Below are 19526 nucleotides of genomic sequence, written 5' to 3' on the forward strand. Positions count from 1 at the left end.
AGCGGAGCGAAACAATAATCAGATAGTCACAACGCTTAGTCCGCGCATCACCAGGTAGTCGGCGAACTGCGTCCTGCTTGGAGCATATGGCGGCGGTCGCATACGAAAACCCGGCGTATCGCGATTCAACCGCGTGCGCCGGCCATTCGGCTCAGTGCAATGCGTCGGCTCTTCAATCAGGAATCGCTGCTCGGTGGCGTACAGCTCAACCGCCAGCCTTACCTGCCCCCACTCAATCTCAAAAGGCACGAACGTTTCGGACAGCGTCTGGTATTCGATCTTGCAGTCACGCCGGGGCCAGGCCATCGCTTGGGCAGGATTTGCCTTGCGTCCCTTCCACTGTCGACCGTTGATGTCGGCCGCGGAGCGCAGCAGGAGTTCGACCTGCTCAGTCTCGGTTTCGGGTATCCGGAATCCATAATAGTCGCGGTAGAAGGTCAGCTTCTCCAGCGGCACGAAGCTATTGGCGTCAGGCCTGCCCTTTCCGTCTTCAACGATGATCTGCATCGGCAATCTCAACCCGGTGGAGCGCCGAGTGTAACGCCTGCTCGGATGAACATGTCAGGCTCAGCGGCCTTCAGTTGAGCAAGCGTCAGCGGCTTGAACGACTTGTCTAGTTGCAGTTTGGCGAACTTTCCCGGGGTCAGTCCGCCATCGCGGAACAACCTGGCTCGCACTGGCCCGAGCGCATGGTCTTGAAAACTCGCCGGTTGTGTTACCAGCCACTCGTAATAGTTCAGGCTCGCATCAACCTGCGCCCCGCCGTTTTCACCTACCGCAGCGCGCGTGGCGTCCTTGGCGAACATCTCGGAAAGCCGGGTCGTCGGCACGGTGGTTGACCGGCAGTTAATGTGCGCCGGCGGCAGCGGCCCTTTGCCCAGGTCGAAGCGCATGCCATCCAGGCCCTTGCACTGCTGCGAGGTCCTGCGGTCGAGCGTCGAAACCCAGCGATAGCCGAGTACCACGTCGCTGTTGGCTTTCAGCGTCTCCATTCGCGACGTCGTGGCCACGTGCTGGATTGCGGTCTGCACCACGGATGCGGCGTTGCGGTTGCTCACCGCCAAGACACCGTCCGTGAAGTTTTGAGCTGCTGTGCCGCGAATCGCCTGAATGATCTGCGCGTTCGTTTGACCCTGACCGAAGCCGAGGCGAATGGTGTTGGTGACGCGCATTGTCTCCGTGCGCGTCCAGCCACTGACGAAATGCTTCAGCAGCTTGCCGCCGTCGATGCCTTTCACCTGTAGCGGATAGGAAAACACCGCCGCGCGGATCACTGTGTTGCTCGGCACTACCGCATCGATGGACAGCGCACTGCTCAGGCTATTGGCCTCGAAGGTCGACTCGTACAGAGCGATATCGACCAGATCGGCCTGCACCAGATCGCCGTAGGTCTTGTAGATATCCAGCAGCTTACCGTCCACACGAGCCAGGAACTGCTCAAGGCGGTCCCGGCTGTAGGTGGTCAGCTCCCTGCGCGTCAACTGCACCCGCACAAGCGTGTCGATCTGGCGAAGGTACTTCTCGAACTTCTTGACCTCGCCGGCCTTAAGCCGCTCCAGCATTACCGAGTGGCGCGTCGTCTGCTCCAGCAGTTGGCTGTCCGCCTGCGCCAGGTTTGTCGATGGCATCGTCTTTATCCAGGTTGATGCCGGCCGACTCGCGCTCATCGCTGATCAGGTCGGCTTCGTCTTCGTATGGGCGATCCGGTAACTTGCCGGTGGTGAGGTACTGCCAGTATGTGTCGGCGCTGATCGTGCCAGCCATCACGCCCTTGAGCAGCTCAGCAAGCACCTGGGCATCGACCACTGGTGTCACAAACTCAGGGCTCACCTTGAACTTGACTTGTTTGGGGTCGTAACCCTTCCACTCAGCCGCGTACCGCAGACCCTGCTCCACTGCCTCTGCCACCGTGACGACAATGCTGTGCAACGTGGCGTGCTGGTCGTTCTGACGTGTTTTGCGCGCCTCACCCGACTCTGTGCCGCCGATGTCCATGACCTTGGCGCCGGCTTCAAGCGCGGCGTTCTTCTGGTCATCCATTGCCTTGCGGACGGCCTCAATCCCAGCGCCTTGAAACTCCAGATAGCCACATTTGCCGTCTCGACCGAGGTCCCACGCTGCAGATGGTCCGGTCACGCTCAGCTCTACAGAATCATCAAGGCCTGACACCCATGGTTGCGGGTGACTGGTCTGGTGTAGCGCAGTGAAGTAGTCAGCGCTCAACTGGTAGGACTTCAGCGCCGCACGCGCCATCGTGAGCAACGGCACCTCATCCACTTCCGGCGAGTTGTCGGTCGAGCCGCAATAGATCACCGGCAGGTATGACAGGCCTTTGACCAGTCGGTTGTCGGTGCCAGTGGTGCCCAGGGCTTTCTCCTCCTCGACGATCTGACCACCTTCGTTCCGCACAGCGGTGTAACAGGTCTCGCCTTGCATGAAGAACTCACGGAACACCGTGTCGCAGTCATGGCTGTAGCGGTCGCCACCCTTTTTGCGGAACTCCCGGAACACCGAAAGGACCAGGTCTTGACGACCGCCTTGATCAGCCGTGTCCCAGTTGATCGCGTTGCGCGTGGCGTACGTCGAGAAGTACGGTTCGCCGCGCTCATCAATGTTCACAACCAGCGGGACGCGGCCGTGTGAAATAGCCTGGCGAACCATGCGGAAGAACAGCTGCTTCAGGCCGAAGCCATCCGATGTGGCATTGTCCTCCAGCCCCTTCAGGCCGGCCGGCAGTTCAATCTCCGGGATCAGACGGGAGACTAGGCCCATCATCGACCGCAGCGAGTCACGCACCCAGTGCTCGTACTGAGCACGGTGCGTGTAGTTCTCGTAGAGGTACTTGTTGCTCGCACCGTCGAGCTTCTCAGCTTCGACCATGCCGCTCGGCTTGGGCAGGTTGCGCTCGTTACGCTTGACGGCGCACTCACCCTCGAGCGCGTCATCCATCATTTCCCACTCGGCGATGTGCGCGTCATAGTCAGGGTTTGTCGATTGCACTGGCATCAGGCCAAGCCTCCAATTCGGCGTGTTCCGCCCGTGCGTGTTTTGATCGGGTACCGCTTGGCAATGAAGTAGCCAGGGGCATCCACCAAGTGGTCATAGCCGGCCTTCTTATCGGGCTCGCCCTTGTCCGTGTAAATCTGGCGCTCCAGGCACTGCGTGTATTTCGGACACTGATCGACGTTGACCAGATATCGATGCTCGCCGTAGGTATTGGCGAACATCGCGCACATGGCGTTGACCCGGTCCTTCACAGCGGGGTTGGTCGAGTCCACCACTACGGTAAATCCAGCCTTTTTCAGCAGTGACAGGTCAGATTCGCTCGCGCTCTTACTGCTTGTGTTCTGGCCGCTAGCGTCCGGGTAGATCGCAATGCTGTGGTCAGGAAAGCGGAGCTTGATCTTCTCGATCATCTCAGGAGTGTCCCGCACATCTGAAAACTCGCTGAGTGCCAGTGGCAGGTCATCGCGAATGACGTGCACGACTGCCGCCATCTTCATGACGTTGAAGTCCATGCCGATGTGCAAGGCCTCGCCGCGCTTGATGGTTTCGCTGGTGCGGTTCGCCTCACGATTGAACGTGTAGTAGACAACACCCGCGTAGTTCTCAAAGCTGGCCTCGTATTCCTGGCGAAAGGTGCGAGGGTCCATCTTGCGGCGCGCCGCATCCAGCTCCTCAGCCGGCACGTTACCGCCATCGAGCGAGGTGTAGAGCCAGCTCTTGTGATCAGGCTCATGCCCCGGCCGGCCGTCTTGGAAAGTGTCGTAGCAGTGATTGAATCCCTTGGGTGTGCCGATGCGTAGCGCATGACCGCCCTTCCGCATGCCAATGCCCGGTATCGAGTATTGGCAGGTCGAGAGCATCGGGCGGAGGACTTCTTCCCATGCTTCCCATGGGCAGTCCGCCCATTCATCCACCAGGACGAAGAACAGACCGGAGCCGCGCAGATTGTCGTAGTTGTCGAGCCCTACCACGCGCATGACGTGGCCAGACTTGAGCGTGATCGAGCATTCCGTTTCGTTCGGACGGTGTGCACGCCACGCTTCAGGGATTGCCTGCTTCAGCCGACGCCAGAACACGCGCTTGGCCTGCTTGAAGGTCGGCGCGCCGTACCAGATCTCGTCCTCGACGCTCACGCCCCACTCAGCTGCCAGCCGAGCAGCTCGGCGCATCTCAGCTTTGCCCAAGAACGTCTTGCCGAACCGGCGACCACACACCGCATCGCGGAAGCGCGCCTGAGGCTGGAAGCCCCAGCAGTAAATGTTCGCCTGCTTCGGCGTCAGCTTTACCGGCGGGTCATAGGTACGGGGTAGCGGGGACATTCTCATCAGGCTCCAGGGTGTACTCAGCAACGGCGTGCTGCTGGTCCGCTTGGGAGCCCAGAGGTTTTTCAGGTTCGATCCGACGATTCACGTAAACGTCGCCCACTTCTTTGGCTGCCTGCTCCAGCAACTGGGCAGTCAGCGCCATGTTCTTCATGTTCTCGGCCTTCTCGGCCATGCGCCCCAGGGTGCGAAGTCGATACGCCCGGTTAGCGATCGGGATCTCGGCCGTCTCTTCGCGAAACCTTTTGCGCGTGTCATTGAACAGCGTCTGCCACTTCACGTGCAGGTTGCGTCCAACGTACTTGGTTGGGTCGTATGCCTCGCATTGCTGGCGGGTCACTTCGAGCCCGAATCTTTCTTTGACGGACGCCACCACTTGCGATGGCGTGTCAAAGCAGGCGAGAGCCTGTACGACAAAGGCTTTCACCTCGTCTCTGAGTGCGGCCATAAGTGGGCATCCGTCAAAGTACTGTCAAAGTCAGGCCGACTTGAGCAGACAGGTTCCGCAGGCCCTCGATATGTTCAATTTCCCCACCTCAGCAGGATTGTTTGCAGCGTCCACCAGCTCTTGCACTTGAGGGCTCGCCCCATATCGACGCACCACACCGACGAACTCTTCAACGTCGTGTCCGCGCATCTCAAGCTTGGGCAATCCTTCCTGGGTGAACTTGGGTGCGCCGTACTGATCGGTCGCCTGGGCGATGTGGTAAAGCTCATGCTCAACCAGTGCACAGAAGTCAGCGTCGGAGCACTGGGCGCAGTAGTCGGCAGCCAGGGTGATGATGTAGGCCGGCACGTCGCCGAACCAATCCAGCATCTGCTGTTCCATGCGAGCCTTCTGCCAACCACCAGCGCGGAACGCTACCTGTTCGGCTTGACCGACCACTGTACGCCCCTTCTTCGTAAAGGCAGCAGACGCCCACATGACTCTCACGTCCGCATCGATCAGATGGGCGTGGTCTTCGTTGTGGATGCTGCCGGTGTCGGCAAGGATCTCTTGCTCAAGCCATTCCCAGACCTCAGGGGCTGGAGTCAAGCGGATGCCGAAGTCGGACAGCTCGGTCAATTCAAGCAATGACGTCGGAGGGTGCGGCCTGTCCATGTGTCCCCCCGAGATTTGAACGTCAATGGTAAGCCGCTATCAGTGAAGATGAATTCAGAGAAATTCTACTCTTCAAGAACCTTCATAAAAATTAGCTCCGGATCACCAGGATCAAGATTCTCAACTATGCCGCTAGATTGGTATCCAAGCTGCGCGAGCAATTCCCGCATGGGTGTGTTGGACATGTTGGTTGAAGTGAAGATCTTTTTGGCAGAGGAACAATTCTCTAAGTGAGCAACGATCCTCCTACCTATTCCGCATCGTCTGTGTGCATTCGAGACGACTACGAGCGGAACAAACCACTCACCGAAAAAACTTTTATCCAAGCATCCGTAACCGACTGGGACAGCGGGATCGTCCGAATCACAAGCGACCCAACATTCGCTATTGCTTATTGCCCTAGCGATTTGCGTCCGACGACCATGGTCGTTTTCCGCTAAAGGATCCACACGCACCAACCATTTGAAGTCGCTTAGAACAGCCTGTCTAATTTGCCAACTCATGATCGCAATCCCTACGGGCAAATTCAGAGTTTACTTCATGATCGTTGCCATAAATGCCGTTACACCCGGTTTGGGATTTGATGAAAAGCGAACCAGCCCGGTAGGCTCGTTCGATCGCCTCCCAGTCGGGTTGCTTGGTTGTCATGAAAATTCTCTGGGGTTGATATCGCGGGCAGTCGGCGGTTATGAATGACGCTCAACTAACGCAAGGAGCTGGCATGAAACAAACAATCACTATCGACATAGGTGTCGATGTCGTTGACATCCCAACCATGCAGTCAATGGACGCTCGGGAATACACGGCCTACATATCGAATTCGCTGTTGTGGGTTGACCATCACGACGTGCTACGCGCCAACCATGGCGACTACTCGATCGCAACTACATCGGAACAGGTAGAGCTACTGATCAACCATCTGAGAGATGTTGCCGAAGGTATGCGTCGGGCCGGGGTCTGACACCGTCAACCAATAGTGTCGCGACACAATTTGCACTCTCGCGAAACGTGTCGCGACCTACTTGTTCTTCTGCGCGGCGGTGTATGCTGCCTCACACGCAAAGCCAGCTATTCGGCTTCGATCAAGCGCTTCTGCCAGTCTTCCCGCTTCTTCGTCAGCGCTTCTACGCAGGTCGGCGAGCAAAACGGTAAGGTCGGCTCTTGCCTGGCTTCCGCTGGCAACCTCGGTAGCACAAGACTTTCGCTTGGCGAGGAGGTCGGTGATTTGTTGCTGCAGGCTGCGAGCCCGGTTATCAGCAACAACAACGGCAGCCGACACATGCTCGGTCTTGGCTTTCGCATCGTCGGAGACTCGGTTGATGTCATTGGTGATCTCGCGCTGAATGCGGAGCGTGTTGGTCAGCGAATCCACTCGGGCGGTCGCGGTGTCGCGCTCGGCAGTGATGGCTGCTCGATCGTCCTTCACGCTATCCAGTCGCAGTGACAGATAACCGACGGCTGAGGCCGCTGCCAGCACCACCCACAACCATGCAGGGACCAGCTTCAGCAAGGCGCTCATGGCGTCTGCCGTTCGACGGCTTCGTTGACCTTCTCCGCCGCCTTGCTCGCGGTGTCAGCGGCCTGGACGACTGAGTGCGAGGCCTCTTGCACCTTCACTGCTGCGTCCTGAGTCTTCTCGGCCAAACTGTTCAGTCGGACATCGCGCTTGCCCAGTGCAGCGTCATAAGCGCGGCGAACTTCGGTGAGCTGCTTTGTGTGCTCACTGCTGGCGGACCAGACGCCGGCCTGGTAGCCAAGGATCGATCCACCGGCGACTAGTAACAGCGCGATCACCCACACCTCGGCGCGTCTCCACCAGTGGCGGGCGATAAAGTTGATTGCGCATCTGTCCATCAGTTGATACCTCCGAGCTGTGCCCGCAGACGCGCAATCTCTGCGCTCTGCGTGGTCACCCTTTCAGTGAGGGTCGCAATCTGGCCGGCCAAAAGCTCTACCCTGCCCTCCATGCGGCCGACGGTAGCGGCAAGCTCGTTGCGCTCCTTGGCGAACTGGTCGGCGCGGGCTTCGGCGGCGTTGGCGCGGGCACGCTCGGTATCGAGCAGCTCATTCAGCCGGCGGACGGTGCCGATATCGGCGTTATCCATCGCCCGGTCAGTCGCATCCTTGGAGAGGAACTTCCTCAGCCATAACAGGCCGCCGAGCAACACAGTGCCGGTACCGCCGAGCCACGCGAACGTGCCAGGCCCCAGGTCGTTAGGATCCATCGCCACTCCATAGAGAAAGGTGGCCGACGTACGACCTGTACAAATAAGTCAGCTCCAACTGCACTCCCAGCTCGGAGCAATGGGTGTGGGGAGCCGGAAACGAAAAAACCCCTGCGAATGCAGAGGCTTTGAATATGGAAAAGGTAGCGCGTCAGCGGGCATACTGGGCGTTGAATAATCTCTATCACAGCAAATCATTACGAGGATGGCGGAGTGGCCAAAAGCAATCTCGGACATCTTTCGCTAGCCTTATTGGCTTGCCTCACCGGTCCAGCAAACGCGGTGCCACTTGGCGTTTCACCCGGAGCTGAAGCGCTTTACTTCAAGGCATTGCCTTACCTGGATGAGATTGACGACTTAAACAACGAGCTATTCAGTCTTCAGCATCAGCTACTCAAGAACGAAAAAATCCCAGATGGGAAAAAAGAAGCACTAAAAAACAAAATAAGCTCACTGCTGGTCGAGGCAACCCCGTTACTCAGACGCTCATCTGATGAAGGTAATCCCGCCGCACAATACCGACTTGCTTGGCTTGCAATAGAATTCGATCCCAGAGAGCAGGTGGTAGATCAGGTTTGCTCTTTGTTGAAATCAAGCCTGACAAAGGGATTCGCTCCGGCTGGTCTACAGATGATCAGCTACTGCTTCGACGATGTAAAAACCGTCGAGTTTCGATCGCTGGTTGATGCCTTGCCTGAACCTACAAGCCCGTACAGTAAGTACTATCCGCAGCCAGTGCTTTTGCCGAAATGCGACAGTAAGCACGCCTCCAACCGTGAAAATGCAATCGATTCACTCGATGAAAAAGCAGTTCGCGCGGATCTCTACATGAGCCTCTCAACTCAAATGTGGAAGCAGAATCTTAAGCAAGAACAAATGAGATATCTCAAAAAGTCTTCAGAATACGGATGCACTCGCGCTATAGAGCGACTAAAGCTAGAAGGGGGTATCTAGGCCTTCCCGAAGGCTGTCTTGGCTACAGGTGAATTCGAGGCATAAAAAAACCCCGCTCGGTAGCGGGGTTTTTGGTGAGCGAAAAGCTCAAATGAAACCGGCGGCAAGACCGCTTGCCAAGCAACTGCACCCTACGGCGTGAACGGTATCTACAACTGCTATCCCGAACGATTTAACCATAGAGCTAACCCCCTTCAAGGACAAAACCGCCTTGGTCGGCATTACATTATTAATGGCTTCTGATTTGATCGCGGCCAAACTTAACAACGCCAGGGTGCTAGTTACCAATACTTCCGGAGTTGAACCGGCGCCTCCGTTTAACTTATGCATCAATCCGTTACGCGCAAGATCGACAGGATGGATAAATACTCTCTCACTTTCTCACTCATTGCAATGGCTTTTTGCTACGCCGCGCAACTTTCGATCAAACCCTCCGCATCGAGCAGCTCCTGCGCTGCTGTCAGTGCTTCGTTGACCTGATCATCGAGCGATTTTCGAATCGATGATCGCCACCGATACCGAGTCGACTCAGGCTTGCCGTCGTTGTCCCAGTTGGTTATGTCGTACCAGGCCGCAGGCAACACCGCGGAGGAGCGTTTTCCCTCTGTGCCACCAACCTGCGGAATTGCCCAGGTCAGCACTGCGCACTCACGGAACCGTTGCGGCGCCGGTGACTTCACGGAACTCAGCAGCTCGAGTATCGCGTTGTGCTTTCGCTCTTCGTGCGTTGAATACTTCGCTACCAGTGCGCGCCAGTGCACCGGCGTGAGCGCCTTGTGCAGGCGTCCGAACACCCAACAATCTTGGAGCAGAGCCGCCTCTTTGCCTACGATCTCCCCCTTCTGCTTGGCGCACTGCACCTTGGGCTCAAAGTCGCAGCCCCCAGCAGAGTTGATTGTCTCAGCGGCCAGCGCGCGGACCACGGCGGAAATCACGTTGCGATAGGTCATGCTGCGGCCCTCCGAGCCAGTTTATGTCCGCACTTTTTGCAGCGATCCCAGTTACCTGGTTCGAACATTGGCATCTTGTCCGTGCTCACAGTGTCGATCCCGCAGAGCGACCGCCAGAAATAAGCGCGACCATGAGCGGTGACGGCTGCGTAAGCCCTCTCTTGGTTGAAGTAATGTGCTTTGCCGGTTATGGGAAACATCGGCTTGAGCCAGCCCTTCGAGGGTCTGCTGGCGCCGCCGGTAATTTGCGCAACTTGCGTCATGCTGCTGCCCTCTTCAGTTCGCGGGTCTTGGCCCGGTATTCGGCCTTGATGGTTTTGATTTCTTCCATTGCTATGCCCTCAAGTGCGGCAGGTCGTGCGCCGCCAAGTAATCGTTGCGCGCCTTCACTGCGTCGTTGAGGTCCTTGAACCGGCCGAGGTGTATCTGCTTCTTCTGCCACTGAACCTTCGCGCACCATCTGCCACGGTCCCAAGAAACCCCGACGTGACCGCTCGTGTTCTTGTCCGTCTTTTTGCGGTTGGCCGCCTGCACGTTGTAATCGGCGTAACGGCAATTACCTGGCTCATAGCCTTTCGAGGATTCAATCCGGTCAAGCGTCAGCTGATCGGTGTACCCGTTGGCGAGAGACCACTCCATGAAGGGCTTGAAGCTCTTCCATTCTTCGCAAAGTGTTACGCCTTGGTATTTCTGAATTTCGGCACCGCGCGGATTCAGGCAGCGGCGCTTCATGTTCGCCCACGTTACGTGGAGCCGGCTGTTTCTGTTGTTGAGCCCGTGCGTAGAGCGCTTCTGAACGCCACGCTTGTTGGCGCAGGGGACGCAAAGCCCCGTCATTACCTTTGCCCGCTCCGTACGCGACTCAAACTCACCAAGGCAGTCGCGGCACTGAAAGACCCCGATAGATCGACGGCTCCCAGAACGGACTTCGATGAATTTGCGCAGAAGAATCACATCGCTACACATGACAAGACCTCCTCGTAACGCTTTTCAAGGCGTCTCACTTTCTTTGTGAAGACAGCCTTCAGGCGCTTCAAATACGGTATTTCATGCCGAACCAGATCCTGATTGCGCTCCAGCCATTCCACCTTTTCCGCGCCGATCTTCTCGACCAAGCGAGGGCGGTAAACCATGATGTTTCCGCTCAGATGCGCATTGCACTGGGAGCAGGACTTGTTCATGTTCCAGAGGTTGAATCGCAGGTGCGCAGCGGCGCCCACGCTGCGGAAGTGCGAGCAGTGCCATTGGCCGCCCCAGCTCGCCGGCTTGTCGCAGCTGATGCAGCCCAGATGAGCATCACGCAGCCGCACGTAACGGTTGATGACTGCCTGAGCCTCCTTGGCGTGATCTGCCCTGCTCTTCAGCTTCTCCTTGCGCACCTGGATCTCGCGGCGGTCACGCTGGGCGATGGCCTTGCGGGCTTTTTCGATGTGGCGCGGTGCATCAATCGCCGCGCAGGCCGGGCTGCAAACCGCCTGCCCCATCCGCGACGGGACGAATGAGGCCCTGCAAGTAGCGACTCGGCACTTCTTCGGTTTGGGCTGCTTCCGTTCAATCGTCATGCGGCCTCCTGGCTCAGCAAATCATCGAAGTACACGCCCTGCGGTGCGAAGCGCGCGACAATGCGATCGGTGTAGGCAATGCCCTGGGAGCGATTGAACAGACTGGTAACCGGGAAACCGTCCGGACCGAACAAATGGCACTCGCCCATCATGTCGAGCTTGGTTTCGTACGGGAGGTGCCGCATCACCCGGTACCACTCAGCCTGAAACCCGGCATCCTCGTTCAGCAGGATCTGCACGCCGATGTGCAGCTTGCAGTAGCGCCGGGCTTCAGCCTCATCGCCAATCTGGGTCATTTCAGCGATGCGCTTGTACATTGCGAACCACAGCCGGTTCTGGTCTAGCGTGCGGTCCTTGCCCGGGCGCAGGGATACCACGACGAACTTCTTGTCGCGGAACATGGCGCTGAGCCGTGTGATGGCTTCGGAGAGCTTGGCCTGGCAGTTAACGCTGATCTTGTCAGTCATGCCTGAGCCGCCTTGCCAATGGCGGCGTCAAGGATCGAGCGAGTCTCCTCAAGCCCGGCATACTCGCTCCAGTATTCACGCTCCAGCGCGCCGTCGACGTCGGCGATCGCTTTGCGCAGTGCCGCGTTCTCGGCCTTGACCTGGTCGATCCGTGTGCGCAGCACATCCGCGCGATGGCGGCCAAGTTCGGACGCTTGCACGGTGGACTGCACCCAATCGGTTTTCTCGACCCACTCCGAAAATGCGTACTCGATTTGCCCAAGCCGGTTGTTCTCAGCCAGCAGTTCCAGCGCCACCTCCTCCACGGTCTTCTCTCCTAGGAATTCCTGCAGGGCCTCGGTGTTGCGCTTCCAGTCTGCGCAGTCGGCACGGTAGGACGCAGCTTCGGCCCACAGCAGCTTCTGGAGTTTTTGTTTGTCGATCATGTCCGTTGCTCCAGTTTCAGTCCTGAGCCGTCACACGCGTCGCATTTCGAGCAGTCGTAACCTTCCGGCGTGAGCCCGCCAACCTGCCCTTCTCCATTGCAGACTTCGCAGATGAGCGCAGTTGAATCTTCGATGACCGCGATCCAGCCCGGCGAAATGAAGTCGGTCACGTTCGGATCGCAGTCGCTGTAGAACGCTTTGAGCGAGTGAGCAATGTTGCGCATTGCGATTACTTGCCTTGTCGTGAAAGCCATCAGAAACCCTCCTTGCCGCGTTGCGATTCCCAATCGAACGGGACCACGATCATTCCGCCCTCGCGCAGGCGATCGACGCAGCGGTCGCCCATGGCGCCCGGCAACTGGCTGGCTTCGAGGTTGGAGATCACCACCGTCGGGCGCTCCTGCTCGTACCGGCCGTTGATGATTGCGAACAGGGTTGTCAACTCGAAGTCGCTCGGCTGCTCCTTGCTCACACCCACCTCGTCCAGCACCAGCAGATCGGGATCGATCAGGCTCGACAGAATCTCGGCCTCGCTGCGTTCGCTGTGCTTGTCGTACGTGGAGCGGATCGCCTGAAGGATTGCGCCGACAGTGCGGTACACGGCCGTGCGCGAGGTGTTGTGCAGCAGCTCGTTGGCCATGCCGGCGCCGAGGTGCGTTTTGCCAGTACCGGGCTTGCCGATCAGCACCATGCAGCGACCGGTCTTCAGGATCTCGTCAAAGATCTGCACGTAGTGCTGGCAGAAGCGGAGGGCTTTGCGCTGGCCGTCGTTCTCGGCCTGATAGTTGCCCAGGGTGCGAGTGGTAAAGCGTTTCGGGATCAGCGCATCGCCCAGCTTGCGAGCGAGGGACATGCGCAGTTCCATAGCCTTGTTGGCCTGCTCAGCGGCTTCGGACTTCTCGCGGGCGATGCGAGTGCACTCAGGGCAGTTGCTTTTCAGCTCCCGACCCAGCACAGGAAAGACCCGCTGCTCGTAGGCACCGTGGGTTTCGCACTCGGCTGGCTGGATGCGAGTACCCGGCGGCAGTTCTGGTGCTGCTTGGACAGGCTCAGAGCGCATAGCTGCCGTCCTCCCGCATCTTCAGGCCGGAGGTGTAATCGCGATCAGCGAAGCCGGTGTGACGGGATTGCGGGAACGGGTGCACGTTGCTGGCGAGCTCGGGGATCTCGTCCTGCCAGCGCTTGCCGTTGAGCCACGTCGCAGGGTGCGGGATGAACTGGCCACGCTCTTTGGTCCAATCAGGTGTCATAACCTGCTTGGCCAGTGCTGCGACCATCAGGTCGTACAGTGCCTGACTCACCTTGAGCTTCGCCCACGCCTTCTCGGCCTTGTCCTTTCCGACCTTGCGCGGGTAGAGCTTCCAGAACTTCGGGAACAGGTCCTCGGTCACCACCGGAGCAGGCGACGGAGAGAGGGAATCAGGAATCAGGAATCCGGAATCAAGAGAGAGGGAATCAGCCGGGAAAGAACTGTTCTTGTCTGGTGCTTGCACCGGGCTTGCACCATGCTCCCCCTCCGAAGCCTCTACACCGGGCATTTCAGGGATGACGCTCTTGGCCTCTTTGACGTGAGGGTTCTGGTGCTTCGACCAGTTCACGATCTGGATGGCCTTGAATGATCCAACGGTGTACCGCGTGATGAACCCCAAATGATCCAAGTCGGCGAGCATCTTTTCGATGTCGACGTTGTCAGCCGGGAACAGAGCCATTTTCAGGCGGCGGGGACGATCTTCCAGGCGCCCTTCCCGGTCAGCCTCGGTCCACATGCCAATGAAAAGGAGGCGCGTTGCAAAATCTACTTCAGCCAGGTGTTCGTTCGAGAAGAACCCCGGTTTGATATTTCTGGATCTGGCCATCATGGGCGTCCTTTGCCGATAAGCACGGCAAGCTCAAGGAAGCGATCGACGTACCAGTGAGGTTGCGTCTCGCGCGGGCATTGAGGGCTGGTGAGGTTCTTGCCGTACTTGAGGCCCTTTTCAGTCACGGACCAGAAGTCGACTGTTTCGCCTTTGGAGTTACGGCGCTGCAGGGTTTTGAGGTAGCCATGCTCGGCGAGAGCGCGATTGAAGGCTGGCGCCGTGCTGCTGATGGTGTGCTCTTTAATCAGGGCGGTAACGGCCTTGGTTGGCATCGAAGAGCCGCCCGTGGCGTCAGGCGCTGCATCTATGGCGTAGCCCGGAAGGAATTTCGCATCGAGTCCGTTATTGGCGGCGATTTGGGCAAGCATCATCATTTTGCTCGACGCCGCCGGCTTGAGCAGGCGATCGAAACACTCGAGGATTGCCAGCTCGCCCACGATCTTCGAGTTGTTCGGCGCAGACACGGCGTACTGGCCTGTCTTGCGAATGCTCGGCAGCACCTGGCCGACTATCCACTCTTCGAATTGCTCAGCGGCCGGAAGCTTCGACCTCATCACCAGTCGGTACAGGTCGCGCTCCGGGATAACGGTCATGAAACCACCACCCTGTTTCGGGGTAGTGGTCGCGGCCTTGCAATGACGGGCTACGGCGTTCTCCGGTTTCGAGTAGCCAAGTGCATCGGCTACGTCACGCGCTACAAACCACGGATCGCCGAGTTTGTCGGTGATTACGCGGATTGCGGCGCCGTCGAAATCGAACGGAATCACGGATGAATTGCGCGACACGTTTTCACCGTTGCCAAATTGTGTCGCGACACTGGCCGGGGTATTGATCGTTTGGATTGATTGGTGCATGATTTGCTCCACTTGTATTACTGCTGTTGGAAAAGCCGACCTCGTACGTCGGCTTTTTTGTGTCTGAGATTCAGGCTGCCTTCACGGACTGCTTGAACACTTCCAAGCTGACGATTACTTCCTCAGCCTCCTTGAGCAGGCTCGTTTTCTCGACCGAGCAGACGCGACCATCAGCCTGTGCGTCGAACGCAAGCCGGGTTACGTCGGCAAGATCGGCATGCAGTCGGAGCAGAGCGGCGTTGAGGTTGATCCCTTCCGGCCGCTCCTTCGGGACTAAGTCGAAACCGAAGGACTCTGCCCAAGCCTTGAGCGGCCGGAAGTCCTGGGTGAACTTCATCACCCGGTGCAGCTCTTCCACGTTCATCTTGTGGCTGTCGTAATTCGGGTTAGCCTTCTGCGACAGCAGCGTGCGGCTGGTGAAGTCAGCGCCTTCGGCGATCTTGCTTGCACCGTGGGTGTCCACCACGTCGTAAATCGCGCTCATCAATTCCTGCATGTCACACCTCACAATTTGTTACGTGGCGTTGCGCCATCAACGACGCGATGATCTGTTCATCAACTGATCAGGGACGCATCCATGACCGACTCTTCCGAACTGCAAGGCGAGATAACCGCCCTTTGTTGCTTTATGGCTGCCTTGGCATCCACCCTGCCCTTGTCTTCTCAGCTGAGGCTTTGGCCTGCGTTTGAATCGAAGGCAGATCTGTTGCGCACCCAGCTTGGTCGGGATGCCCTTCGGGGATTCGAGCAAGCGACGATCTCGCTCAGCTCAAAGAGAAGTTAGGCGGCGGTCTTATTCGGCTTCGCTTCCAGGAGCAGCCAAGACGCGTCGAACGGCTTGCCATTGGCCTCTGCCAGTGCAGCGATCCTTTCCGCGTAACGCGTCTCGCCGGTGTATTCGGTACGCGGCAGGCAGTCGGCAGTCAGCCACTTATAAATGGCGCGTGGAGACTTCCGGCACGCCAGGGCAACCACTGGAACGCCGCCGGCGTCATCAATCGATTTTTTAAGCGGGCTCATGTGGCCTCCGGGCTAATTATGAACTTGCAGTACATATTATGTCGGAACTGAAAGTACATGCAAGGCCATGCGATATTGAACCTATGGTTCAAATAGAAGAGATACGCGCCGCGTTTGCCTCCCGCCTCAAAAAATCACTTGCCGAGAAGGGCATTGATCAATGGGGAGCGGGCGCTCGCTTGGCGGAAATGACAAAAGTCACCCCAAAGGCTGCCAGCAAATGGCTCAATGGGGAGTCGATACCTGGCGCAGCAAAAATGCAGGCGATTGCCGAAAACCTCGGCGTCAAGATCGAATGGCTGCAACATGGTTCTGGCGAAGGACCGGGGCCACTAGTCGACAGGATTGATCGTGAATCCTCGACTGCCGCTGACAAGCTCCGCCAAATGCTCGCCGGCAAATCATTGGGCGAAGACCGCCTCCAGAAGCTGCTGGCTGTCGCTGAGGGCAACGAGGCAGAGGGAACTGTTGAAGTGCTGGTAAGCGATGCCTATCGGCCTGGCAAGGTCGGCGATGAGGTGTGGATCGCGCACTACGACGTGCGCGGAGCGCTTGGCGGCGGCGAGGTTGCCCATGATTTCCCGGAGATGCTGCAGGATGTGCGCGTCAGCCCTTCCCAACTCCGCTCTATGGGGGTTGAGTTCAAGGAGCACTATCACCTGAAGGTGATCACTGGTTGGGGCCAATCGATGACGCCAACGATCAAGCATGGCGACCCATGCCTGGTGGACATCAGCATTAAGGATTTCATCGGCGACGGTATTTATTATTTCTCGTACCAGGGTTTTCAGTACATCAAGCGCCTGCAAATGAAGGGAAAAGACAAATTCAAGATGATCTCGGATAACCGGAAGCATAAGGCCGAGGACATCTTCATCGACGAGACCTACATTCAGGCGCGCGTGCTGTTCGTGTGGAATGGGAATCTGGTGTAGATCATGCCCTCACCAAACCCAACCAACAATTTGCGCCGAGATCTGAAAGAAGCTGCAGCACTGCTCAAGTGGTCGGGAGTGCATCTGATGCCTGCCGCCGTAAAGCTTTCTGAGGCCGAGCAGGAAGCTGACGCCCGCGAGCAAATGAAGATCGCCACCAGATTTAAGGCCATCGAGGATCTTAAGGTGGGCTATACGGATGAGGTGAAGGCAGGAAGGATTGTTCGTTCTGCATAATTTCAGGCAGTAAACTGTAAGGGAGAATTTAATTGGATGACAACACGGAAGGCCGCCTGTTAAGCGACGTTACCAAGCTAAGGATTATGGTTTCTCGCCTAACGGCTCTTGGCGTTGCAAACACCTCTGCGCTGCTGAAACTTTCTCTTGTGCTTGCCGAAGGAGAAGGCCTGCCTACAGAAACTAGACAGCAGGCGGTTGAGGTATTCAAGGGAATGGATGAGCAGATGGAAATTCTTCAAGAGCTCTCCGAGATTATGGAGACGAACGATGGAAGATAAGGTGTCGGATACCCTACTCCAGCGTGAGTATGCAAAGCAGCAGGCAAAAATTGCAGAGCTGGAGGCAAACTTTCTTGCTCTCGGGGATGACTTTGATGGGGCTGAAGCCGATACTGAGCCCATGACCGACCTAAACCGCGACGAACTGAAAGCCCATCTCGAGAACCAAAATCTCAAGGTAGATTTGCGCTTGCAGAGTTTTGAGCAGACCGTTAAAGATGCCATGGGCGAAATCCGCCTCGAAATGTCTGGTATGCGTGGCGATCTGAAGGCTGTGGAGACTGATCTCGGGCACTTAAAAGATTTAAAGTCGTCAATGCGCAATACAACTCTTGCCATTGTCGGAGCTATTGTTGCGAGCACCCTGACCATATTTTTTGGCATACAGAGCAGCAACTCAAGCTTGGTCTCCAGCACGATAGCAGGCTTCGGTGTTGGCAAGGATATCGCAACCGCCCAAGCGACAATGGCGCAGCAAACGAGAGACACACAAGCCCTTTTGCAGCAAATACAAGAGCAGCAAAGACTGCAGCAGCTAAAAACTCCGCCCGCGACAAACTCCAAATAAAAAGCCCGGCCCAGCGCCGGGCTTCTTGTTTCCGCCCTACCCGATCTGATCCGTAGCCCGCCACTGAGCGGGCTTTTTTTGCTGATCAGAAAGGCGCCACCTGCATCTCGGGCTCTCGCTCGACCTCTGCAGGACCCTCATCATCGTCTGAGGGCTCCCAACGCAGCGTTATCGATTCATCCTCATCATGAAACATCATGTCGATGCCGTCGGCTTCCGACAACGCGCCCAATATCTCCGACCACTCCCTCTCCCCGTCCGTATCGAGCCGATGTATCCGCACCTCGCGCCGCTCCTGGGCGATTGGGTGATTGATCATCGACGACACGCGCAGCACAAGCCGCTCCATCGGGTTCATTGGTGTGATTCCTGAGTCGTTCTTTTTGCTCTGCCGCGCCATAAACACCTCCTTAGCAAATGCTGTACATCCATCCAGTAGTCGAGCGCGAGCATAGCGAACCTTCGGTTCAGCGTAAATCCCATTCCGACCGCCAATTCCTGAACCTAAAAATGAACCGGATAAAATTTATGTACTTTTGGTACTTGACGCAATGTGAACCAGTAGTTCATATTTACTCCATCGCAGCGACACACAGCCACTGCGAAGGGCCTCAACAGACCCGCAGCTCTTTAACAGTCAGGAATCTTCGCGGATCGATCCCCGGCAACGGGCATAGCGCGAAACACAAACTTCGATCCCCATGCAGGCTCTGGAACCTGCCGGACTCCCCATATGGGAGGACGCCAAACCATGCAAGCCAGCCGGCGAATAACACCGAACACGAAATGTGTGACGCCGGCCAGGTGGGGAAACCGCGGCGCCGAGCATGGGGCGGACAGCAACACGGAATTTTTCACTGATGCACCTGGTGACGGGTGCATTGGGAAAACAACCGGGAGTCACAAATGAAAGTCGATAACGAAGTGATGGCGCTGCTCAGCGCGTCTCGTACCGAAGGCAATAAGCTGTTCATCACCGGCGGCCAGCTCGACAAGAATCTCTATCAGCGCCTAGACAAGACGCTGAAGGCAGCTGGCGGAAAGTGGAACACCAAGGCAAAGGCGCACCTGTTTGACGGTGATGCAGCAGACGCAATCGAAAATATCCTAATGACTGGCGAAGTCACCGTGCCACAGGATTTCGGCTTCTTCCCCACCCCGCCGCACGTTGCAAAACAGGCTGCGGATCTCGCCATGATTGGTGACGGGATGATGGTACTGGAGCCGAGCGCAGGACGCGGCGCACTGGCGGTGGCCGCCAATTCTGCTGCGGCAGGCGTGATGGTCGACATGCACGAACTGCTACCCGACAACCACAAGGCGCTGATCGAGCTGAAACTGCCGCTCTCGGCCGTTTCGGAGCCCGGTGACTTCCTTCAGTTAGAGCCCAAACCTGTCTACGATCGGGTGCTGATGAATCCACCTTTCGACAAAAAGCGCAGCGACATCCACCACGTCGTTCACGCATTGAAGTTCCTCAAGCCTGGCGGCCGGCTGGTTGCGATCATGCCTTCTGGCGTGACCTTTCGCGACGACGCACTGACCCGAGACTTTCGCGGGATCGTCGAGCAGCGCGGTGGCAGCATCGAAACCCTGCCTGAAGCCTCATTCAAGCAGGCCGGGACGATGGTCAACACCGTGCTGGTGATAATCCCTGCAGCAGCCTAACAACCAGCGCCACGACAGCCTGTCGTTAACTGCCCGATCCTCTCTATGAGAGCGCATCGGGGTGTGATCTGTCTGCACCTTAAAACATATG

The 19526-nt window shown here is 57.4% G+C and carries 29 protein-coding genes; 7 read left to right on the forward strand and 22 right to left on the reverse strand.

Annotation, left to right across the window (positions count from 1 at the left end; all coding sequences use genetic code 11):
• Positions 1 to 18 precede the first annotated feature (18 nt).
• From ACIGDJ_RS04440 to ACIGDJ_RS04470, 7 genes are all read right to left on the reverse strand, one after another.
• A complete protein-coding gene (locus ACIGDJ_RS04440; RefSeq protein ID WP_397479003.1) occupies positions 19 to 507 on the reverse strand; it encodes a DnaT-like ssDNA-binding protein in 489 nt (162 codons plus the stop codon).
• Between the two features lie 8 nt (positions 508 to 515).
• Complete coding sequence (locus ACIGDJ_RS04445) at positions 516 to 1628, reverse strand: minor capsid protein (protein ID WP_397479002.1); 1113 nt, start codon at positions 1626 to 1628, stop codon at positions 516 to 518.
• Positions 1546 to 3006 (reverse strand): DUF4055 domain-containing protein, encoded by a 1461-nt coding sequence (locus tag ACIGDJ_RS04450; RefSeq protein WP_397479001.1) that lies wholly within the window; start codon positions 3004 to 3006, stop codon positions 1546 to 1548. Before ACIGDJ_RS04450 ends, ACIGDJ_RS04445 begins: the two co-directional genes overlap by 83 nt.
• Positions 3006 to 4325 (reverse strand): terminase, encoded by a 1320-nt coding sequence (locus tag ACIGDJ_RS04455; RefSeq protein WP_038861476.1) that lies wholly within the window; start codon positions 4323 to 4325, stop codon positions 3006 to 3008. Before ACIGDJ_RS04455 ends, ACIGDJ_RS04450 begins: the two co-directional genes overlap by 1 nt.
• Positions 4300 to 4776: a DUF2280 domain-containing protein gene (locus ACIGDJ_RS04460; RefSeq protein WP_397479000.1), complete on the reverse strand. Its 477-nt coding sequence runs from the start codon at positions 4774 to 4776 to the stop codon at positions 4300 to 4302. The genes ACIGDJ_RS04455 and ACIGDJ_RS04460 overlap by 26 nt, the downstream gene beginning before the upstream one ends.
• A gap of 30 nt (positions 4777 to 4806) precedes the next feature.
• Entirely contained in the window at positions 4807 to 5430 is a 624-nt protein-coding gene (locus ACIGDJ_RS04465) for a putative metallopeptidase (protein ID WP_397478999.1), read from the reverse strand.
• A gap of 65 nt (positions 5431 to 5495) precedes the next feature.
• Positions 5496 to 5933, reverse strand: a complete 438-nt coding sequence (locus tag ACIGDJ_RS04470) for a GNAT family N-acetyltransferase (RefSeq protein WP_397478998.1) — start codon at positions 5931 to 5933, stop codon at positions 5496 to 5498.
• A gap of 218 nt (positions 5934 to 6151) precedes the next feature.
• Here ACIGDJ_RS04470 and ACIGDJ_RS04475 point away from each other — a divergent pair, with 218 nt between their 5' ends.
• A complete protein-coding gene (locus tag ACIGDJ_RS04475) occupies positions 6152 to 6391 on the forward strand; it encodes a hypothetical protein (RefSeq protein WP_125926712.1) in 240 nt (79 codons plus the stop codon).
• 57 nt (positions 6392 to 6448) lie between these two features.
• Here ACIGDJ_RS04475 and ACIGDJ_RS04480 read toward each other — a convergent pair whose 3' ends face one another.
• Genes ACIGDJ_RS04480 through ACIGDJ_RS04490 form a run of 3 tightly spaced genes read right to left on the reverse strand, consistent with a single transcriptional unit; the run spans position 6449 to position 7655 of the window.
• Positions 6449 to 6949, reverse strand: a complete 501-nt coding sequence (locus ACIGDJ_RS04480) for a DUF2514 family protein (protein ID WP_397478997.1) — start codon at positions 6947 to 6949, stop codon at positions 6449 to 6451.
• A complete protein-coding gene (locus ACIGDJ_RS04485) occupies positions 6946 to 7284 on the reverse strand; it encodes a hypothetical protein (RefSeq protein ID WP_186565561.1) in 339 nt (112 codons plus the stop codon). Before ACIGDJ_RS04485 ends, ACIGDJ_RS04480 begins: the two co-directional genes overlap by 4 nt.
• Positions 7284 to 7655, reverse strand: coding sequence for a chemotaxis protein (locus ACIGDJ_RS04490; protein ID WP_150594750.1), 372 nt, complete (start codon positions 7653 to 7655; stop codon positions 7284 to 7286). The genes ACIGDJ_RS04485 and ACIGDJ_RS04490 overlap by 1 nt, the downstream gene beginning before the upstream one ends.
• Positions 7656 to 7868: 213 nt before the next feature.
• Between ACIGDJ_RS04490 and ACIGDJ_RS04495 the strand changes: the two genes are divergently transcribed.
• Complete coding sequence (locus ACIGDJ_RS04495; protein WP_397478996.1) at positions 7869 to 8609, forward strand: hypothetical protein; 741 nt, start codon at positions 7869 to 7871, stop codon at positions 8607 to 8609.
• A 404-nt stretch (positions 8610 to 9013) separates the two neighbouring features.
• Here the strand turns inward: ACIGDJ_RS04495 and ACIGDJ_RS04500 are convergent, their stop codons facing one another.
• The 11 genes from ACIGDJ_RS04500 to ACIGDJ_RS04550 all read right to left on the reverse strand — a co-directional run bounded on the left by ACIGDJ_RS04500 (position 9014) and on the right by ACIGDJ_RS04550 (position 15746).
• Positions 9014 to 9559: a hypothetical protein gene (locus ACIGDJ_RS04500; protein WP_397478995.1), complete on the reverse strand. Its 546-nt coding sequence runs from the start codon at positions 9557 to 9559 to the stop codon at positions 9014 to 9016.
• Positions 9560 to 9892: 333 nt separating this feature from the next.
• Positions 9893 to 10291: a hypothetical protein gene (locus ACIGDJ_RS04505; RefSeq protein ID WP_236170483.1), complete on the reverse strand. Its 399-nt coding sequence runs from the start codon at positions 10289 to 10291 to the stop codon at positions 9893 to 9895.
• A gap of 218 nt (positions 10292 to 10509) precedes the next feature.
• The gene (locus ACIGDJ_RS04510) at positions 10510 to 11121 is read right to left on the reverse strand and encodes a recombination protein NinG (RefSeq protein ID WP_397478994.1); all 612 of its coding nucleotides are present in this window, start codon (positions 11119 to 11121) and stop codon (positions 10510 to 10512) included.
• On the reverse strand, positions 11118 to 11588 hold the full coding sequence (locus tag ACIGDJ_RS04515) for a hypothetical protein (RefSeq protein ID WP_217850385.1): 471 nt from the start codon (positions 11586 to 11588) through the stop codon (positions 11118 to 11120). Before ACIGDJ_RS04515 ends, ACIGDJ_RS04510 begins: the two co-directional genes overlap by 4 nt.
• Entirely contained in the window at positions 11585 to 12013 is a 429-nt protein-coding gene (locus ACIGDJ_RS04520) for a hypothetical protein (RefSeq protein ID WP_397478993.1), read from the reverse strand. Before ACIGDJ_RS04520 ends, ACIGDJ_RS04515 begins: the two co-directional genes overlap by 4 nt.
• Positions 12010 to 12237: a hypothetical protein gene (locus ACIGDJ_RS04525; RefSeq protein ID WP_397478992.1), complete on the reverse strand. Its 228-nt coding sequence runs from the start codon at positions 12235 to 12237 to the stop codon at positions 12010 to 12012. Before ACIGDJ_RS04525 ends, ACIGDJ_RS04520 begins: the two co-directional genes overlap by 4 nt.
• A gap of 29 nt (positions 12238 to 12266) precedes the next feature.
• Positions 12267 to 13073 (reverse strand): ATP-binding protein, encoded by an 807-nt coding sequence (locus ACIGDJ_RS04530; RefSeq protein WP_397478991.1) that lies wholly within the window; start codon positions 13071 to 13073, stop codon positions 12267 to 12269.
• Positions 13063 to 13869 (reverse strand): hypothetical protein, encoded by an 807-nt coding sequence (locus ACIGDJ_RS04535; RefSeq protein WP_397479045.1) that lies wholly within the window; start codon positions 13867 to 13869, stop codon positions 13063 to 13065. Before ACIGDJ_RS04535 ends, ACIGDJ_RS04530 begins: the two co-directional genes overlap by 11 nt.
• Positions 13869 to 14726, reverse strand: a complete 858-nt coding sequence (locus tag ACIGDJ_RS04540; RefSeq protein WP_397478990.1) for a Bro-N domain-containing protein — start codon at positions 14724 to 14726, stop codon at positions 13869 to 13871. Before ACIGDJ_RS04540 ends, ACIGDJ_RS04535 begins: the two co-directional genes overlap by 1 nt.
• Before the next feature lie 70 nt (positions 14727 to 14796).
• The gene (locus ACIGDJ_RS04545; RefSeq protein WP_329514797.1) at positions 14797 to 15222 is read right to left on the reverse strand and encodes a phage regulatory CII family protein; all 426 of its coding nucleotides are present in this window, start codon (positions 15220 to 15222) and stop codon (positions 14797 to 14799) included.
• Positions 15223 to 15506: 284 nt separating this feature from the next.
• Positions 15507 to 15746 carry a hypothetical protein gene (locus ACIGDJ_RS04550; RefSeq protein ID WP_397478989.1) on the reverse strand — a complete coding sequence of 80 codons (240 nt, stop codon included), beginning with the start codon at positions 15744 to 15746 and terminating at the stop codon, positions 15507 to 15509.
• 38 nt (positions 15747 to 15784) lie between these two features.
• Here ACIGDJ_RS04550 and ACIGDJ_RS04555 point away from each other — a divergent pair, with 38 nt between their 5' ends.
• Genes ACIGDJ_RS04555 through ACIGDJ_RS04570 form a run of 4 tightly spaced genes read left to right on the forward strand, consistent with a single transcriptional unit; the run spans position 15785 to position 17767 of the window.
• Positions 15785 to 16681: a S24 family peptidase gene (locus tag ACIGDJ_RS04555; protein ID WP_397478988.1), complete on the forward strand. Its 897-nt coding sequence runs from the start codon at positions 15785 to 15787 to the stop codon at positions 16679 to 16681.
• Between the two features lie 3 nt (positions 16682 to 16684).
• Positions 16685 to 16918: a hypothetical protein gene (locus ACIGDJ_RS04560; RefSeq protein ID WP_397478987.1), complete on the forward strand. Its 234-nt coding sequence runs from the start codon at positions 16685 to 16687 to the stop codon at positions 16916 to 16918.
• Between the two features lie 32 nt (positions 16919 to 16950).
• Positions 16951 to 17199, forward strand: coding sequence for a hypothetical protein (locus ACIGDJ_RS04565; protein ID WP_397478986.1), 249 nt, complete (start codon positions 16951 to 16953; stop codon positions 17197 to 17199).
• Positions 17189 to 17767 carry a hypothetical protein gene (locus ACIGDJ_RS04570; protein WP_397478985.1) on the forward strand — a complete coding sequence of 193 codons (579 nt, stop codon included), beginning with the start codon at positions 17189 to 17191 and terminating at the stop codon, positions 17765 to 17767. Before ACIGDJ_RS04565 ends, ACIGDJ_RS04570 begins: the two co-directional genes overlap by 11 nt.
• An 85-nt stretch (positions 17768 to 17852) precedes the next feature.
• On the opposite strand, the gene ACIGDJ_RS04575 is transcribed toward ACIGDJ_RS04570, so the two are convergent.
• A complete protein-coding gene (locus ACIGDJ_RS04575; protein WP_397478984.1) occupies positions 17853 to 18167 on the reverse strand; it encodes a DUF1654 domain-containing protein in 315 nt (104 codons plus the stop codon).
• Positions 18168 to 18673: 506 nt separating this feature from the next.
• Here ACIGDJ_RS04575 and ACIGDJ_RS04580 point away from each other — a divergent pair.
• Positions 18674 to 19435, forward strand: a complete 762-nt coding sequence (locus ACIGDJ_RS04580) for an SAM-dependent methyltransferase (RefSeq protein ID WP_397478983.1) — start codon at positions 18674 to 18676, stop codon at positions 19433 to 19435.
• The last annotated feature ends 91 nt before the right edge of the window (positions 19436 to 19526 follow it).

The organism is Pseudomonas sp. NPDC079367 (genome assembly GCF_044542195.1).
Classification (GTDB): Bacteria; Pseudomonadota; Gammaproteobacteria; order Pseudomonadales; family Pseudomonadaceae; genus Aquipseudomonas.